The sequence below is a fragment of the Actinoalloteichus sp. GBA129-24 genome, from assembly GCF_001941645.1.
In the GTDB taxonomy this organism is placed as follows: Bacteria; Actinomycetota; Actinomycetes; order Mycobacteriales; family Pseudonocardiaceae; genus Actinoalloteichus_A; species Actinoalloteichus_A fjordicus.
Window position 1 is genome coordinate 2,130,105 of the sequence record NZ_CP016077.1, and the last position, 16,323, is coordinate 2,146,427.

Sequence of the window (16,323 nt, forward strand, 5' to 3'; positions counted from 1 at the left end):
CCGGAGGCGAGAAGCAGGGGCATGCGCCGCCCGGTGCAGGTCCGGGCGCGTAACCGCGTCCGGTCGGACGTGCAGAACAACCATCGACGGCTGCGCGTCGGCAGACTGTTCCTGGTGCTGTGCCTGCTGGCGACCTCGGTGAAGCTCGTCGAGGTGCAGGTGGTGCAGGCCGGGGCGATCTCGGAGGGCTCCGAGCGGCAGCGTCGCAACGACACCGTGGTCAATGCCGAGCGCGGCGCCATCCTCGATCGCAACGGCAGCCCGCTGGCGATCAGCATCGAGACCAGGGTGCTCTTCGCGCAGCCGAGCGTGATCGAGCGGGTGCAGCGCGAGGAGGGCGAGGACCCGGCGGCCTACAAGCGTGAGATGGCCGCCCACCTCGTCGAGGTGCTCGGCGACGCCGTCGACGAACGTGAGCTCCTCGACGATCTCTTCAGCGATCGGACCTTCGTCTACCTCGTCGACGGCGTTCAGCCGAGCCAGGCCGAGCTGATCCGGCAGACGTATCCGGAGATCGGCAGCGAGTACCGCGCCCGCCGAAGCTATCCTGCGGGGCCGTTGGCCTCCAACGTGCTCGGCTTCGCGAACTGGCGGCCGGACGAGAAGCTGGTTCGGGGCATGGTCGGCCTGGAGAGCTCGCGCAACGACCTGCTCTCGGGGGAGGACGGCCTGCTCGTCGCGGACACCGCGGAGGGATCACGCGTCGTCATCCCCGGCTCGTCGCACGTGGTCGAGCCCGCGGTGCCCGGCTCCGATCTGATGCTGACCCTCGACTCCGATCTTCAGTTCGTCGCGCAGGAGCAGCTCACGCGCTACGTCGAGGAGAGCGGTGCCGAGGGCGGCAGCTTGGTCGTCCTCGACGCGAAGACCGCCGAGGTGCACGCGATGGTCAACGACCGGACTTACGATCCGAACAACACCACCGGGGTGAGTCCCGAGCAGCTGGCCAACCCGGCCGTCTCGCATCCCTTCGAGCCGGGCTCGGTGAACAAGATCGTCGCGGTGGCCGCCGCCGTCGAGGACGGCCTGCTGGCCCCCGACGACGTGCTCCAGGTCCCCGGCACCGTTCAGGTCGCGGACCGGACCATCCGGGACTCCTGGCAGCATGGGGTCGAGGCGATGACGGCGACCGGCGTGCTGGCCCGCTCCTCGAACGTGGGCACCCTGATGATCTCCGACGAGGTGGGCGAGGACCGGTTCGTCGAGATGCTCGAGCGGTTCGGCGTCGGCCGTCGCACCGACGTCGGCCTGCCCGGCGAGAGCCCCGGCCAGGTGCCCGCCAGGGAGAACTGGTCGGGCAGCACCTTCGGCAACCTGCCCATCGGACAGGGGCTGAGCATGACGGCGTTGCAGATGGCGGGCATGTATCAGGCGCTGGCCAACGACGGCGTGCGCATCCCGCCGAGGATCATCGACGCGCGGATCGACCCGGAGGGCCTCCGCACCGAGGAGCCCACGCCCTCCGGGGTGAAGGTCGTGAGCCCGGAGACGGCGCAGACCGTGCGGGACATGCTCCGGGCCGTGGTGCAGGACGAGCCGGGGCAGCGCGGCACCGGAACCGGCGGCGCCCTGCCCGGCTACCAGATCGCGGGCAAGACGGGCACGGCTCAGCAGCCGGACCCCGAGACCGGCGCCTACAGCAGCGTCGACGAGTGGATCACCTTCGCCGGAATCCTGCCCGCCGACGATCCTCGGTTCGTCATCGCAGTGATGTTGGACGCACCCGACCCCGACACGTCCGCCGCGCCGCTGTTCCGGGAGACGGCCTCTTATCTGACGCAGCGTCATGAGATCCCGCTGTCCCCGGAGCCGAGCCCGATCGTGACCCTGACCGAGCGCTGAGGGCCGACGACCTGCCGGGCGACACCCGATCTCGACGAGCGACCTGCTCGCGGTCGTCGTGATCGGGTGTGGACCTCGGCTCGGCGGGGAACTCCGATCGCGTGTGGACTCGTCGGCGGCCCGCCACCGGCGGTGTTCGGCACCAGGGCGGATCATCGCCTGTTACGCCATCGGAATCGACTGCTGGGACGGTCCCATGTGTCAGGTGTCGCGAGCCGCGTCGGTAGCCTTTCGCGCGTGTCAGCCCTCGCCTCCCCGAAAGCCGTCATGAAGGCGCCGAGACCGGCCCACGTGACGCCCCGTTCGGTGGCCGAACTCGCGAGCGTCGTGGCTGCCGGACTTCAGGTCGAGCAGACCAGTCTGGCGCCGGACGCGCGAGTGGTCACCGGTGCCACCCTTCGTGCTCAGGACGTCCGTCCCGGCGATCTGTTCGCCGCGTTGCCGGGTGCCCGCGCGCACGGCGCGGACTTCGCCGATCAGGCGGCGGCGGCGGGTGCCGTCGCCCTGCTGACCGACGAGGAGGGACACCGACGCGCCGTCGCGGCGGGCGTCGCCCTGCCGACCCTGGTGCACCCCGATCCCCGAGCCGCCATCGGCCCGGCGGCCGCTCGGGTCTACGGCGATCCCTCCACGCGGCTGCGCGTGCTCGGCATCACCGGCACCTCCGGGAAGACGACCACCTGCTATCTGCTCGACGGCGGCCTGCGCGCGGCAGGCGTGTCGACCGGGCTCGTCGGCACCGTCGAGACGCGGGTGGCGGGCGAACGCCTGAAGAGCGCCTTCACCACCCCGGAGGCCCCCGACCTCCAGGCGCTGTTCGCGCTGATGGTCGAGCGAGGCGTCGAACACGTCTCGATGGAGGTGTCCAGCCACGCGCTGTCCCTCGGTCGGGTGGCGGGCACCGAGTTCGCCGTCGGCGGGTTCACCAACCTCTCCCAGGATCATCTCGACTTCCACCTTGACCTCGAGGACTACTTCGCGGCCAAGGCACGCCTGTTCGACGGCCGGGCCCGACACGAGGTGGTCTGCGTCGACGGCGGCTGGGGCACCCGGCTGGTCACCCCGGACACGATCACCGTGGCCACCGGAGCGGACGCGGCGGCCTCCTGGACCGTCCGCGACGCGCGCGCCCTGCCGACCGGGGAGCAGACGTTCGTGGCGCTCGGACCCGACGGGGTTCGTCTCGATCTGCAGATCCGGCTGCCCGGACCGTTCAACATCGCCAACGCGCTGCTGGCCGCCGCGTGTCTGCACGCCGACGGCATCCCGGCCGACGCCATCGCCGCCGGACTGTCCTCCGTGGACGTTCCCGGCCGGATGGAGCGCGTCGTGGAGGGCCAGCCGTTCGTCGCGATGGTCGACTACTCGCACAAGCCGGGTGCCGTCGCCGCCGTGCTGGACGCCGCGCGCGCCCAGGCGGAGGGGCGCGTCCTGGTGGTGCTGGGCTGTGGTGGCGAACGCGACACGGGCAAGCGACCCGCGATGGGCGAGGAGGCGGCTCGCCGTGCCGACCTCCTCGTCGTCACGGACGACAATCCTCGTGGGGAGGACCCCACGTCGATCCGCTCCGCGATGCTGGCGGGCGCACTGGCCGTCCCGCGTGCCCAGCGCGGCGAGATCGTGGAGATCGGCGACCGCCGGGCGGCGATCACCGAGGCGGTGGCCAGGGCCAGGCCCGGCGACATCCTGGTGGTCGCGGGCAAGGGGCACGAGACCGGTCAGCAGGTGGGCCAGGTCGTGCTGCCCTTCTCCGACCGCGACGTGCTCGCCGAGGCCGTCCGGGCCCGTGAGACGGAGGAGAACCGTTGATCAGACTCACGCTGGGCGAGATCGCCGCCGCCGTCGGCGGCAGGCTGCACCGGGCCGACGGGTCGGAGACGATCACCTCCACGGTGGAGTTCGACACCCGCGAACTCACCGAGGGCGGGCTGTTCGTCGCACTGCCGGGTGAGCGCGTCGACGGTCACGACTTCGCCGCTGCGGCGGTCGCGGCGGGTGCCGCCGGAGTGCTGGCCGCCCGCGAGGTGGACGCTCCTTCGGTGATCGTCCCGCCCGTCGCCGACCTGGACCGGCCGGGCACCCCGGTGGCGCTGCTGGGCGACAGCACCGGCGCGGGCGCGTCGGTGCTGGCCGGGCTGGCCGCTGTCGCGAGAGAGGTCGCGTCGAGGCTGAGTCGTGCCGGGCTGACCGTCGTCGGGGTCACGGGATCGTCCGGGAAGACCTCGACCAAGGATCTGATCGCGCAGCTGCTGGAGCCGATGGGCGAGACGGTGGCGCCGCCCGGCTCGTTCAACAACGAGCTGGGGCATCCCTGGACCGTGCTGCGGGCCGACGAGCACACCCGACATCTCGTGCTGGAGCTGTCGGCCCGAGGTCCCGGCCACATCGCCCAGCTGTGCGCCATCGCGCCGCCGCGCATCGGCGCGGTGCTCAACGTCGGGACCGCGCACCTCGGGGAGTTCGGCTCGCAGGAGGCGGTGGCCCAGACCAAGGGCGAGCTGGCGGCGGCGGTGCCCGCCGAGGCCGACGGCGGGGTGGCGATCCTCAACCGGGACGATCCGAGGGTGGCGGCGATGGCCGAACGCACCTCGGGCAAGATCATCTACTTCGGGCAGCATCGGGACGCCGACGTGCGGGCGGTCGACGTGGTCCTCGACGGTGCGGCGCGGCCGAGCTTCCGCCTGGTCACTCCGCAGGGCGAGGCACCGGTCAGCATGGCGCTGCACGGCGCGCACCAGGTGGACAACGCACTGGCCGCCGCGGCGGTCGCCCTGGAACTGGGGGCCTCCGTCGCGGAGGTCGCCGAGCGGCTGTCGGCCGCCCGGCGGCGATCGGCGCGACGGATGGAGGTCACCGAGCGGTCCGACGGCGTCGTCGTGGTCAACGACTCCTACAACGCCAATCCCGAATCGGTGCGGGCCGCGCTGCGGACCCTCGCGTCGATGGCACGGGACACCGAGGGGGAGCCGCGCCGAAGCTGGGCGGTGCTCGGGGTGATGGGCGAGCTGGGGCCGGACGGCGCCGTCGCACACGACGAGATCGGCAGGCTCGCGGTCCGGCTGAACATCAGCAGGCTCGTGGTCGTGGGGGAGCAGGCCCGCCCGATGTATCAGGGCGCGTGCCTGGAAGGCTCTTGGGGGAACGAAGCGGTACTGGTGCCTGACGTGGCAGGCGCCGTCGATCTGTTGGGCGATCAGCTGCAGCCCGGTGACGTCGTGCTGGTCAAGGCGTCGAAGGTCGCCGAACTCTGGCGAGTGGCCGACGCGATCCTCGACGAGTCACGGGCATCGAACGGAGGCACTTCGTGAGACCGATCCTCATCGCGGCCATGGTCGCGCTTGCGGTATCGATCCTGCTCACCCCATACCTGATCCGAGTGTTCTCTCGGCAGGGCTTCGGCCAGGAGATCCGGGAGGAGGGACCGCAGAGCCATCAGGGCAAGCGTGGCACGCCGACCATGGGCGGCGTGGCGATCCTGGTGGCGATCTGGGCCGGCTACCTCGTCACGCACCTCACGGTGGGCGACGGCCCCACGGCCTCTGGTCTCCTGGTGCTGATGCTCACCACGGTGCTGGGCATCGTCGGATTCCTCGACGACTTCCTCAAGATCCGCAAGCAGCGCAACCTCGGTCTGAACAAGACGGCGAAGCTCATCGGGCAGTTCCTGGCCGCCGTGATCTTCGCCGTTCTCGCGCTGCGCTTCGCCAACGACCGGGGACTCACGCCCGCCTCCGTGCACCTGTCCTTCATGCGGGACATCGCGGTGGTCTCCTTCGGCGTCGTCGGCTTCGTGGTGTTCTGCAACATCGCGATCATGGCCTGGTCCAACGCGGTGAACCTGACCGACGGCCTGGACGGCCTCGCGGGCGGCAGCGCCGCCATGGTGCTGGCCAGCTACGTGCTGATCACCTTCTGGCAGTTCCGCTACGACTGCGGCCTGCGGCCCACGCCCGGCTGTTACGACGTCCGAGACCCGCTGGACCTGGCGATCATCGCCGCCGCCGCGATGGCAGGCTGTATCGGCTTCCTGTGGTGGAACGCGGCACCCGCGAAGATCTTCATGGGCGACACCGGCTCCCTCGCGCTCGGCGGTCTGCTGGCCGGCCTGTCGATCACGAGCCGCACCGAGCTGCTCATGGTGATCCTCGGCGGTCTGTTCGTCGTCGAGGCGCTGTCGGTGAGCCTTCAGGTCGTGGTCTTCCGGACGACACGCAGACGAATGTTCCGCATGGCACCCTTCCATCATCACTTCGAACTAGGCGGCTGGGCGGAGACCACGGTCATCATCCGGTTCTGGCTGTTGTCCGGTGTGACCTGTCTGCTGGGTCTCGGGATCTTCTACAGCGACTGGGCGGGCGCGTCCGGTCTCACGCCGTAGCTCGGCGCCGAACAACCGCCGTGCTCGGTCACTCCTTGCGCGGCACGACGTCGAACGTTGAGAACACCGGCGGCCTCGGGAAACTGCGGAGTTCCAGTTCAGGGCGGCATCGGGACCCCGAAGTTCAAGGCCACCGAAGTTCAAGGCCACCGAAGTTCCACCGACACCGGAGTCCGAGGACACGGCGGTCCAGCGAACATCGGAGTCCGAAAGACGGCGAGACCCGCCGGGCCTCGGCGGTTCGCCGAGGCCCGGCAGGGACGATCGAGTACAGCGGGTCGTCGCCGAGCCCGTCCGAGCGCAACGCGACACCGCGCCCGCGCGTCTGTCCTGACGGGCGCGTGGGCGCGGGGGCGGCCCTCGGCAGTCTCGTCGGCGACGCGGAGCGGCTGACCGCGACGGCGGGACGCCGCACCAGATGACGGAGTCAGACGTGATCAGCAGGAGGAGGTGACGGTGGACGGCTCACCCTTCGCCGGGCTCTCGGTGGTCGTGGCCGGGGCAGGCGTCTCGGGCGTCTCGGCCGCCAGAGCGCTGCTCGCGCAGGGCGCGGCGGTGTCCGTCGTGGACGGCTCGGCGGCTCGGATCGAGTCGATGAACCTGCCGGGAGTCACCGGGCTGGTCGGCGTGGACGCCGTGCCGCCGGGCACCGATCTCGTGGTCACCAGTCCGGGATGGCGGCCCTCCGCGCCGCTGCTGGTCGCCGCCGCCGAGGCGGGGGTCGAGGTGATCGGCGAGGTGGAGCTCGCCTGGCGACTCGATCAGCTGCGGCCGGGCGGACCAGCCGACTGGCTTGCGGTCACCGGGACCAACGGCAAGACCACCACGGTGAGCATGGTCGAGTCGATCCTGCTCGCCGCCGGACTCGACGCGGTCGCCTGCGGAAACGTCGGACTTCCCGTCGTCGACGCGGTCCTGGCCGGTCACCGGGTGCTCGCCGTGGAGCTGTCGAGTTTCCAGCTCCACTGGTCCTCCTCCGTGCGGCCCGCCGCAGGGCTGGTGCTCAACGTCGCGGAGGACCACCTGGACTGGCACGGTTCGGCCGCCGCCTACGCGGCGGCCAAGGCACGCGCGCTCACCGGAGCGGTCGCCGTCGCCGGGATCGACGACGAGCAGGCCGCCCTACTGCTGGCCGCGGCGCCCGCCGACCGCCGCATCGGCGTGACGGCAGGCGAGCCCGCTGCGGGTCAGTTCGGCGTCTCGGCCGGTGTGCTGGTGGATCGGGTCTTCGGGCAGGCGGACACCTCGGTGCCGCTGATCGACGCCGACCGGGTCCGGCCCGCAGGCCCGACCGGGATCGTCGATGCCCTGGCGGCGGCTGCGCTGACCAGGTCCTACGGTGTCGAGCCCTCGGCGATCGAGGCGGGACTGCTCGCCTTCCGGCCAGGCGCACACCGGGCGGTGGTCGTCGCCGAGCACGGCGGAGTGGTCTTCGTCGACGACTCGAAGGCCACCAACCCGCACGCCGCCGCCGCGTCGCTGCGCGGCCACGCCAGGGTGGTCTGGCTGGCGGGCGGCCTGCTCAAGGGCGCGTCGGTCGACGAGCTGGTGGCCGAGACCGGTGATCGCCTCGCCGCCGCCGTGCTCTTCGGCGCCGACCGAGCCCTCATCGCCGCCGCGCTGGCGCGACACGCACCGGATGTCCCGGTCTATGAGGTCGCCGCAGGTGACGATAAGGCCATGCTGGAGGTGGTGGACATCGCGAGCCGAGTGGCTCGTCCGGGTGAGGCCGTGCTCCTGGCTCCCGCCGCAGCGTCGATGGACATGTTCACCGACTACGCCCATCGGGGCGATTCCTTCACTGCGGCGGTACTGGATCGGCTCGCGTCGATCACCGACGGCGACCAGCGCTCCGGCGCCGGTCCCGACGATGTTGCCGAACGGGGTGGCCCGGTCTGACACGAGACGCGGCGACGAAGGCGACTTCCCGCACCAGAGCGACACCGAGGGCCAAATCCGATCGGCTCAGCGGTTTCGCACTGCTGCGCGGAGTCCTGACCGCCTGGCTGGCGCGACCCCTCACCTCGTTCCACCTGGTGCTCGCCGTCTTCGGCCTGCTCACCGTGTTCGGCCTGGTGATGGTGCTGTCGGCCTCCGCGGTGGACTCGATGGACCAGTACGGCTCGTCGTACGCGATCTTCTACCGACAGCTCCTCTACTGCGGGGTGGGCCTGGTGCTCTTCCTCGTGGTGCTGCGCATCCCGCCCAAGACGTTCCGCAGACTCAGCCCGCTGATGCTGGCGGTCTGCCTCCTGCTGCTGGCCCTGGTACTGGTCATCGGCCATGAGGCAGGCGGGGCACGCAGCTGGTTCCGGCTGGGGCCGCTGCCCTCCTTCCAACCCGTCGAGGTCGCCAAGGTCGCCTTCGCCCTCTGGGGCGCGCACGTCCTGGTGGTGAAGCGGGCGCTGCTGCGACAGTGGCGGCACCTGCTGGTTCCGGTGGTCCCGGTCGCCCTGCTGATCTTCACATTGATCATGATGCAGCCGGACCTCGGCAGCACGATCACCGTCGGCATCGTGCTGCTGGCGCTGCTGTGGTTCGCCGGAGCGCCGCTGCGACTCTTCGCCGTGATCGTGCTCGCGGGCGTCACCGGCGCGCTGGTGCTCGCGCTCTCCGCCCCCTACCGGCTGGACAGGATGCTGTCCTTCTTCGACCCAGGGGGCGACCCGCTCAACACCGGCTACCACGCGCGCCAGGCGCTGTTCGCCCTGGCCGACGGCGGGATGCTCGGCAAGGGACTCGGGCAGGGCAGTGCGAAGTTCAGCTATCTGCCCAACGTGCACAACGACTTCATCTTCGCCGTCGTCGGCGAGGAGCTGGGCCTGGTCGGCTGTGCCCTGGTGATCGGGCTGTTCGCGACGCTGGCCTACGTCGGTCTGCGCATCGCCGCCCGCAACACCGATCCGTGGAACCGACTGGTGGCCGCGACGCTGACGACGTGGCTGGTCGCGCAGGCCGCGGTCAACATCGGCTACGTGGTCGGCCTGCTGCCGGTCACCGGCCTCCAGCTCCCGCTGATGTCCTCCGGCGGAACCAGCCTCATCGCCGGAATGATCGTCTTCGGTATGCTCGCCAACTTCGCCCGGCACGAGCCGGAGGCCGTGGCGGCGCTGCGGTCGCAGGGTGTGAACCGACGGCGACGCTGGTTCCATCTCCCCCTGCCCGATGCCTACCGGCCTCGGCCCCGCCGCAGGTCCGTGCGGCCTGCGACTCCGCCGCGACGCCCGGGACGGCCGACGGGCACGCTTCGGACGACCGCACAGTCCGCCGGACGCGGTCGTGCCGGTCGGGCGCCCTCCGCACGGACCGGCCGACGGCGTCGACCGCGCCGGGCGCCGTGAACATCCCCGATCGCCGGGTCGCGTCGACTCCGGCGTCCCACTTATCAGGAGGTCTTCGACGATGGTCGGACCCGCAGCCGGTCCTACCGGCCGCAGCGATCAGCACGGCGCCGACGAGACGGTGCGCTTCACCCCTGCGAACGGCCCCGCCGCCTCCGCCGCGCGCGGTTCGGCGCAGCCCGCGGGACGAGGGCTGTGCGTCGTCGTCGCAGGCGGCGGCACCGCAGGGCACATCGAACCCGCGCTGGCCCTGGCCGACGCGGTCCGCAGACTGATGCCCGAGGCCAGGGTCGTCGCCCTGGGCACCGAGCGGGGCCTGGAGAGCAGGCTCGTCCCGGCCAGGGGATATCCGCTCGAACTGATCCCGCCGGTCCCGATGCCGAGGAAACCGAGCCCCGACCTGCTGAAGCTGCCGCTGCGGGTACGGTCCGCCGTGCGCGACACCCGCGCGGTGCTCGCCAGGGTCGGCGCGGACGTCGTCGTCGGTTTCGGCGGCTACGTGTCACTGCCCGCCTACCTCGCCGCCAGGGGACGGGTGCCGATCGTGGTCCACGAGGCGAACGCCCGGGCGGGGCTGGCCAACAAGGTCGGCGCCCGGTTCGCCGCAGCGGTCGCGGCCGCCGTGCCTGACAGCGGACTGCCCGACGCGAAGGTGATCGGCATCCCGCTTCGGCACTCCATCACCTCCCTGGACCGGCGGGCGCTGCGGGCGGAGGCCCGGGCCCACTTCGGGCTGCACCCGGACGCACCGACGCTGCTGATCTCCGGCGGATCGCAGGGAGCCAGGACGCTCAACACGGCCGTCTCCGGCGCGGCGGGTGCACTGTCCAGGGCGGGCATCGGCGTCCTGCACGCCTACGGCCCCAAGAACACCGTGGCGGTCCAGTCCGTCCCGGGCACCCCGCCCTACGTGGCGGTGCCCTATCTGGAGCGGATGGATCTCGCCTTGGCGGCGGCCGATCTGATTCTCTGTCGCTCCGGTGCGATGACGGTCGCGGAGGTCTCGGCGGTGGGACTCCCCGCCGTGTTCGTGCCGCTGCCGCACGGCAACGGCGAACAGGCCCTCAACGCGGTTCCGGTGGTCGACGCAGGCGGCGGTCTGCTGATCCCCGATGGGGAGCTGACGGCGCAGCGGGTGATCGACACCGTGCTTCCGCTGGTGCTGGATCAGGGGAGGCTCGCCGCGATGGCCGGGGCGACGGCAGGCAGCGGACACCGCGAGGCGGCCGACGTCCTGGCCACGATGGTGCTGCGGGCGGCGGGTCGATGATCGCGCTTCCTGGCGAGGCGCGACGCGGAGCAGACGGGTGTGAGGGCAGGATGGACCGATGGCGGGGATGACTGAGGCTGAGGCGCAGCGGATCGCACCGGACCGACAGGACCGGGGCGTCACGGGGGGAACGATGGAACTGCAGAAGGCCGACGGCGTGCTGCCGCCGGTGTTGCGGCGGGTGCACCTGGTGGGCATCGGCGGCGCCGGGATGAGCGGCATCGCCCGCATTCTACTGGCCAGGGGCGCCGAGGTCAGCGGCTCCGACGCCAAGGACTCCCGAACGGTGCTGGCACTGCGCGCCCAGGGCGCGAAGGTGGCACTCGGGCACGAGGCGAACCATCTCGACCAGCTCGACGAGCCGCCGACGGCGGTGGTGGTGTCCACCGCGATCCGGGCGGTCAATCCGGAACTCGCCGCTGCGCAGGAGCGGGGCATCACGGTGCTGCGGCGGGCCGAGGCACTGGCGGAGCTGACGACCGGCCGCCGCGTGGTGTGCGTCGCCGGAACCCACGGCAAGACGTCGACCACCTCGATGCTCACCGTGGCACTCCAGCGGTGCAGGCTCGATCCGTCGTTCGCCATCGGCGGTGATCTCAACGAGTCCGGCTCCAACGCCCACCACGGCACGGGCGACGTGTTCGTCGCCGAGGCAGACGAGAGCGACGGCTCGTTCCTGTTCTTCACCCCCGACGTCGCGGTGGTCACCAACGTCGAGCCGGATCACCTGGATCACCACGGCACGGCCGAGGCCTACACCCAGGTGTTCGAGTCCTTCGTGTCCCGAGTCCGTCCCGGCGGCGTGATGATCATCGGCGTCGACGACCCGGGCTCGGCCGCGCTGGCCCTGCACGCCGAGGCGGCGGGCGTCCGGGTCCGTCGGTACGGCCGAGACGTCGAGGCGCCGGGTGACGCCCGCATCGTCGGTTACGCGCCTGCCGAGCTCCTCGGCAATGTCACGGTCGACCTGCTCGGCGACCCCGGCGCCGACCAGGAGCGGCTGGAGATCAAGGTCGCCGTCCCTGGCGAGCACATGGCGGGCAATGCGGTCGCCGCGCTGCTGGCAGGCCTGGAACTGGGCGCCGATCGTGCCGAGCTGCTCGCCGGGCTGGCGGGCTTTCGCGGGGTCCGCCGACGGTTCGAGCGCAAGGGCGAGGCGGGCGGGGTCCGGGTCTACGACGATTACGCGCACCATCCGACGGAGGTGTCGGCCCAGCTGCGGGCGGCGCGACCGGTCGCGGGGGATCATCGGCTGATCGTGGTCTTCCAGCCCCACCTGTACTCGCGGACCAAGACCTTCGCCGCCGAGTTCGGGACGGCGCTTGCGCTGGCCGACGAGGTGGTGGTCCTCGACGTCTACGGCGCCAGGGAGGAGCCGGAGCCGGGTGTCACCGGCAGTCTGGTCGCCTCGCACGTCCCGCTGCCCGCCGAGCGGGTGCGGTTCGAGCCGTCGTTCGAGCAGGTGCCCGAGGTCGTCGCGGAGCTGACCCGGCCCGGCGACGTGGTGATCACCATGGGCGCGGGGGACGTCACCATGCTGGGGCCGGAGATCCTCAGCAGGCTCGCCTCGGTGCAGGAGCGGTAGATGGCCGCCGCCACGGTTCGGGGAGCCCGGCGCGTGCGGCGTGCCGGGCAGGCCGGGGCGCGCGGGTCGGCACCTGCCGGGCCCGGTTCGCGGTCCGCCCGGACCGAGCGGCGCTCCGGCGGTGCGAATGCCGGGGGCGGCCGGGCGGCCCGAGGCGCCGGAGACACCGCGACCAGGTCGGGCCCGGTCCGCTCGATCCGCGGCCGCTCGGTGCGGGCCCGATCGCGCCGAGGCAGACCGCGTCGGGTGCGGCGGACTCCTCGGTCCGTGCTGCGCGATCTGTTGCGCCCCAGAGGACTGTCGATCCTGCTGCTGGCGATCCTCACCGTCGCGGCGGTGCTCTGGTACACCCCGCTGCTGTCGGTGCGCACCGTCGAGGTCGCGGGCGTCCAGGAACTCGCGGAGGGGGACGTCCTCGACGCGGCGGGCGTCACCCTGGGCACGCCCATGCTGCGGCTGGACACCGGAACGGTGCACGAGAGGATCGCCGGGCTGCCCAGGGTTGCCGAGGTCACCGTCGGACGCTCGTGGCCGTCGACGGCGGTGCTGACCGTCGTCGAACGGGAGCCCGTGGTGCTGCTGCGCGATTCCGACGGGCTCTGGCTCACCGATCGGACCGGACTCGCCTACGCGACGGTGGACGAACCTCCTGCCGGGCTGCCCGAGTTGCAGGTGGACAGCCCCGGACCGCACGACCCGGTCACGCTGGCGGCCGTGCAGGTCGTGGACTCGCTGCCTGCCGAGGTCCGGTCGGAGGTGCTCTCGGTGAGCGCGGACTCGACGCGGGACATCCGGCTTGCGCTGAGCCTTGGTCGCGAGGTCCGCTGGGGCGAGGCCCTCGACTCCGAGCGCAAGGGGCGGGTGCTGGCCGCGCTCCTCACGCAGGAGGGCTCGGTGTACGACGTCGCCGCACCCGACCTGCCGACGATCAGCTGAGCCGGTCGCCTGCGGCCGCCCGGATCGGGCCTGCGCATCGGTCCTGAACACCCGCGTCGGTCCGGCACACCCGATCGGCGGGTCGTCGCCTGGCGAGGTCGGCAGCACGTCGCCAGGATCGCGGTGAGTCCGGCGCGATGGGTCCGGTCCTCGATCTGACGCCCTGAGCCCGTCCTGCGGCGGAATCCGGCGGCCGATCGGGAAGGTGATCTGCGCCGGATCGGGGAATCCTCACTCGTCGAATCGACTTGTGATGATCAGCGGATCGTCGCGACCGGGCGGACCGGCGGGCGATGTCCGGACGGACAGGAAGGCGATGAGATGCTTAAGATTGGCTACAAGGCGTCGGCGGAGCAGTTCGAGCCGCGCACGCTGCTGAAGTTCGGCGTGCTCGCCGAGGAGGCCGGCTTCGACTCGGTGATGATCAGCGATCACTTCCAGCCGTGGAAGCACACCGACGGACACGCGCCGTACGCCTTCGCCTGGCTCGGTGCACTCGGCGAGCGGACCACCAGGGTGCAGATCGGCACAAGCGTGCTCACCCCGACGTTTCGACACCACCCCTCGCTGGTCGCGCAGGCCACCGCGACGCTGGGCGTGCTCTTCCCCGGCCGGGTCATCCTGGGCGTGGGCACCGGGGAGTCCCTCAACGAGGTGCCAGCCACCGGGATCGAGTGGCCTGCGTACAAGGAGCGCTTCGAGCGGCTCGGCGAGTCGGTCGGGCTGATCAGAGAGCTGTGGCAGCGCGACCACGTCAGCCATGAGGGCACCTACTACCGCACGGAGAACGCGACGGTCTACGACCGGCCCGACGAGCAGATCCCGATCTTCATCGCGGCGGGCGGACCCAGGATGGCCCGGTTCGCGGGCCGGTCCGGTGACGGGATGATCTGCACCAGCGGCAAGGGCGTCGAGCTGTACCGCGACGCGCTGCTGCCCGGCCTGGTCGAGGGGGCGACCAAGGCGGGTCGCGATCCCGAGAAGCTGGAACGCATGATCGAGGTGAAGGTCTCCTTCGACCTCGACCGCGCGAGGGCGATGGAGGACACCCGTAACTGGGCCGCGCTGGCGCTGCCGCCGGAGTCCAAGGTCGGGGTGGAGGACCCGCGTGAGATGGAGCGGCTGGCCGCCGAGCTGACCGCCGAGCAGGCCGCGAGCCGATGGATCGTCTCCGACGACGCCGAGGAACACGTCGAGCGGATCAAGGCGTACCTCGATCTCGGCTTCGATCACCTGGTGTTCCATGCGCCCGGCGAGGACCAGCCCCGGTTCCTCCAGCTCTACGCGGAGCAGGTCCTGCCGCGCCTGCGTGAGCTGAGCCCGGCTCGGCTCGGCTGAGCCGACGGGGCAGGCAGGCCTGCCCCGGCCGACGCGCCCGCCGCCAGGGACCGGACCACGGGCGCGCCCGCACCGCGACCGCGACGTTCGACCTGCCGGGAGGATCACCCGATGGATTTCACGGTCGGGTGAACCTCCTTGGCGTCGGGCCCGGTGTTGATCAGAGTGGGGATCAAGGACACACCGAGCGGGAGGTCCACCATGTCCGGTCCCAGCCTGAGAAGGCGGCAGCTCGGCGCCGCGCTGCGTGAGCTGCGCATGGCGCGGGGTATCTCCGTGCTGGAGGCCGCTCGACAGACCAGCCTCTCGACGCCGACGGTCAGCCGCATCGAGAACGGCGTGCGCCGGGTGCGCCCGGTGGACGTGCGCGTGCTGCTGGCGGCCTACGGCGTCGACCTCGCCGAGGCGGGCCGCTACCTCGAGCTCGCCGAGGAGGCCGACCGCCCCGGCTGGTGGGAGCGGGCGCATCCCACGGTCAGCCAGGCCGGGGCCTATCAGCTGGAGATGGAGAGCACCGCGACGGAGCTGCGGAGCTGGCATCCCGAGCTGCTGCCGCCGCTCGCTCAGACCGACGGGTATCTGCGAGCGGTGCGGACGGCGGCGCTGCCAGAGCTGTCCGCCGAGGAACTCGACGAGGCGGTCCGGCTCGGGCGGACCCGGCGGGAGGCCCTCTCGGACAACGGCACTCGCCTCATCTCGGTGGTAGGGGAGGGCGCCCTGCGGCGTCTGGTGGGCGGGGCTCGTGAGATGCGTGATCAGCTCGACTGGCTGTTGGTCGCCGGTCAGCAGCCCGAGTTCTCGATCCGCGTCCTGCCCTTCCACAGTGGAGCGCACCCGGCGATGGAGTCGGCCTTCACCCTGCTGGGGTTCGACGACGTGCCCGGCCGGTCGGCGGTCTGGTTGGAGAGCGACCGCGTCGCGCAGGTAGTGGAGCACCCGGAGGACGTCGAGCACTACGCGGCGACGTTCGACCTGCTGTCCTGGAGCGCGCTCTCCGAGGCGGACTCCGCCCGGCTGATCGACTCCATCGCCGCAGGGCTGCGCTGACGTCCCGTCCACCGCGGTCGGCCGAGGTGATCGGGGTTCTGACGGGGCGCGGCCCGTCCGGGCCCTCCAGGCGGGAGCCGTATTCGACGGACGTCACGCGTAGAACCGCGCCCGGTGACGCGGATCGCGGCATCGAGGGATCGCGGTCCTCGTGCTCGGTCTCATGGCCGTCCATGGCCGTCCATGGCCGTCCATGGTCAGTCCGACTCCTCGGCGGCGGCGTCGAGGGACAGCCCGGTGATGCCAGGCTGGGAAACGGTCCTGGCGCCTGTCGCCCTGGTGAACTGGTCTCGACGAGGTTCGGAAGAAGGACGAGCACGAATCGCGGCCATCGGGCTCCCTGCCGAGGACCGCTCGGCAGGAGGCTCACGGTCCTGCTCGTGGTCGAGACGTACTCCTGGCTGCTCGACAGTGCAGGCAACCGAACGCCCGCCGGACGGGAAGCCGTACTGCTCTCCGCTCGGTCGCGGGGGACCGGCGTCGCGTCGATCCCTGGTCACCAGCGTCGCCCGGCAAGCCCCGGCGGTACTCGCGGCGGCGGGACGGCGGTCCAGGCCCGCCCGGCAGGCCGCCCGAGGACTGGTGC

Annotated in this window: 12 protein-coding genes; 11 read left to right on the top strand and 1 reads right to left on the bottom strand. The window is 71.7% G+C overall.

Annotation, left to right across the window (positions count from 1 at the left end; genetic code table 11):
- Positions 1-21: 21 nt before the first annotated feature.
- From UA75_RS09640 to UA75_RS09690, 11 genes are all read left to right on the top strand, one after another.
- Complete coding sequence (locus tag UA75_RS09640) at positions 22-1,842, top strand: peptidoglycan D,D-transpeptidase FtsI family protein (RefSeq protein WP_075743607.1); 1,821 nt, start codon at positions 22-24, stop codon at positions 1,840-1,842.
- Positions 1,843-2,109: 267 nt separating this feature from the next.
- A complete protein-coding gene (locus UA75_RS09645; RefSeq protein ID WP_075739959.1) occupies positions 2,110-3,651 on the top strand; it encodes a UDP-N-acetylmuramoyl-L-alanyl-D-glutamate--2,6-diaminopimelate ligase in 1,542 nt (513 codons plus the stop codon).
- On the top strand, positions 3,648-5,150 hold the full coding sequence (locus tag UA75_RS09650; protein WP_075739960.1) for a UDP-N-acetylmuramoyl-tripeptide--D-alanyl-D-alanine ligase: 1,503 nt from the start codon (positions 3,648-3,650) through the stop codon (positions 5,148-5,150). Before UA75_RS09645 ends, UA75_RS09650 begins: the two co-directional genes overlap by 4 nt.
- Before the next feature lie 20 nt (positions 5,151-5,170).
- On the top strand, positions 5,171-6,220 hold the full coding sequence (gene mraY, locus UA75_RS09655) for a phospho-N-acetylmuramoyl-pentapeptide-transferase (RefSeq protein ID WP_404799987.1): 1,050 nt from the start codon (positions 5,171-5,173) through the stop codon (positions 6,218-6,220).
- Between the two features lie 456 nt (positions 6,221-6,676).
- A complete protein-coding gene (murD, locus tag UA75_RS09660) occupies positions 6,677-8,119 on the top strand; it encodes a UDP-N-acetylmuramoyl-L-alanine--D-glutamate ligase (RefSeq protein ID WP_083683987.1) in 1,443 nt (480 codons plus the stop codon).
- Positions 8,120-8,256: 137 nt separating this feature from the next.
- Positions 8,257-9,561, top strand: a complete 1,305-nt coding sequence (gene ftsW, locus UA75_RS09665) for a putative lipid II flippase FtsW (protein ID WP_404799969.1) — start codon at positions 8,257-8,259, stop codon at positions 9,559-9,561.
- A gap of 61 nt (positions 9,562-9,622) precedes the next feature.
- Positions 9,623-10,831, top strand: coding sequence for an undecaprenyldiphospho-muramoylpentapeptide beta-N-acetylglucosaminyltransferase (murG, locus tag UA75_RS09670; protein WP_083683989.1), 1,209 nt, complete (start codon positions 9,623-9,625; stop codon positions 10,829-10,831).
- 133 nt (positions 10,832-10,964) lie between these two features.
- Positions 10,965-12,416 carry a UDP-N-acetylmuramate--L-alanine ligase gene (gene murC / locus UA75_RS09675; protein WP_075743609.1) on the top strand — a complete coding sequence of 484 codons (1,452 nt, stop codon included), beginning with the start codon at positions 10,965-10,967 and terminating at the stop codon, positions 12,414-12,416.
- Positions 12,417-13,352, top strand: coding sequence for a cell division protein FtsQ/DivIB (locus UA75_RS09680; protein WP_083683065.1), 936 nt, complete (start codon positions 12,417-12,419; stop codon positions 13,350-13,352).
- 321 nt (positions 13,353-13,673) lie between these two features.
- Positions 13,674-14,690 (top strand): glucose-6-phosphate dehydrogenase (coenzyme-F420), encoded by a 1,017-nt coding sequence (gene fgd / locus UA75_RS09685; RefSeq protein ID WP_075739963.1) that lies wholly within the window; start codon positions 13,674-13,676, stop codon positions 14,688-14,690.
- Positions 14,691-14,891: 201 nt separating this feature from the next.
- Positions 14,892-15,737 carry a helix-turn-helix domain-containing protein gene (locus tag UA75_RS09690; protein WP_075739964.1) on the top strand — a complete coding sequence of 282 codons (846 nt, stop codon included), beginning with the start codon at positions 14,892-14,894 and terminating at the stop codon, positions 15,735-15,737.
- 197 nt (positions 15,738-15,934) lie between these two features.
- Here UA75_RS09690 and UA75_RS34895 read toward each other — a convergent pair whose 3' ends face one another.
- Entirely contained in the window at positions 15,935-16,069 is a 135-nt protein-coding gene (locus tag UA75_RS34895; RefSeq protein ID WP_257787504.1) for a hypothetical protein, read from the bottom strand.
- Positions 16,070-16,323 lie beyond the last annotated feature (254 nt).

Bases quoted from the DNA above. Each gene is read 5' to 3' on its own strand.
- UA75_RS09640 (WP_075743607.1), top strand. From the start codon at position 22: ATGCGCCGCCCGGTGCAGGTCCGGGCGCGTAACCGCGTCCGGTCGGAC.
- UA75_RS09645 (WP_075739959.1), top strand. From the start codon at position 2,110: ATGAAGGCGCCGAGACCGGCCCACGTGACGCCCCGTTCGGTGGCCGAA.
- mraY (WP_404799987.1), top strand. From the start codon at position 5,171: ATGGTCGCGCTTGCGGTATCGATCCTGCTCACCCCATACCTGATCCGA.
- murG (WP_083683989.1), top strand. From the start codon at position 9,623: ATGGTCGGACCCGCAGCCGGTCCTACCGGCCGCAGCGATCAGCACGGC.
- murC (WP_075743609.1), top strand. From the start codon at position 10,965: ATGGAACTGCAGAAGGCCGACGGCGTGCTGCCGCCGGTGTTGCGGCGG.
- UA75_RS09680 (WP_083683065.1), top strand. From the start codon at position 12,417: ATGGCCGCCGCCACGGTTCGGGGAGCCCGGCGCGTGCGGCGTGCCGGG.
- fgd (WP_075739963.1), top strand. From the start codon at position 13,674: ATGCTTAAGATTGGCTACAAGGCGTCGGCGGAGCAGTTCGAGCCGCGC.
- UA75_RS09690 (WP_075739964.1), top strand. From the start codon at position 14,892: ATGTCCGGTCCCAGCCTGAGAAGGCGGCAGCTCGGCGCCGCGCTGCGT.
- UA75_RS34895 (WP_257787504.1), bottom strand. From the start codon at position 16,069: ATGGCCGCGATTCGTGCTCGTCCTTCTTCCGAACCTCGTCGAGACCAG.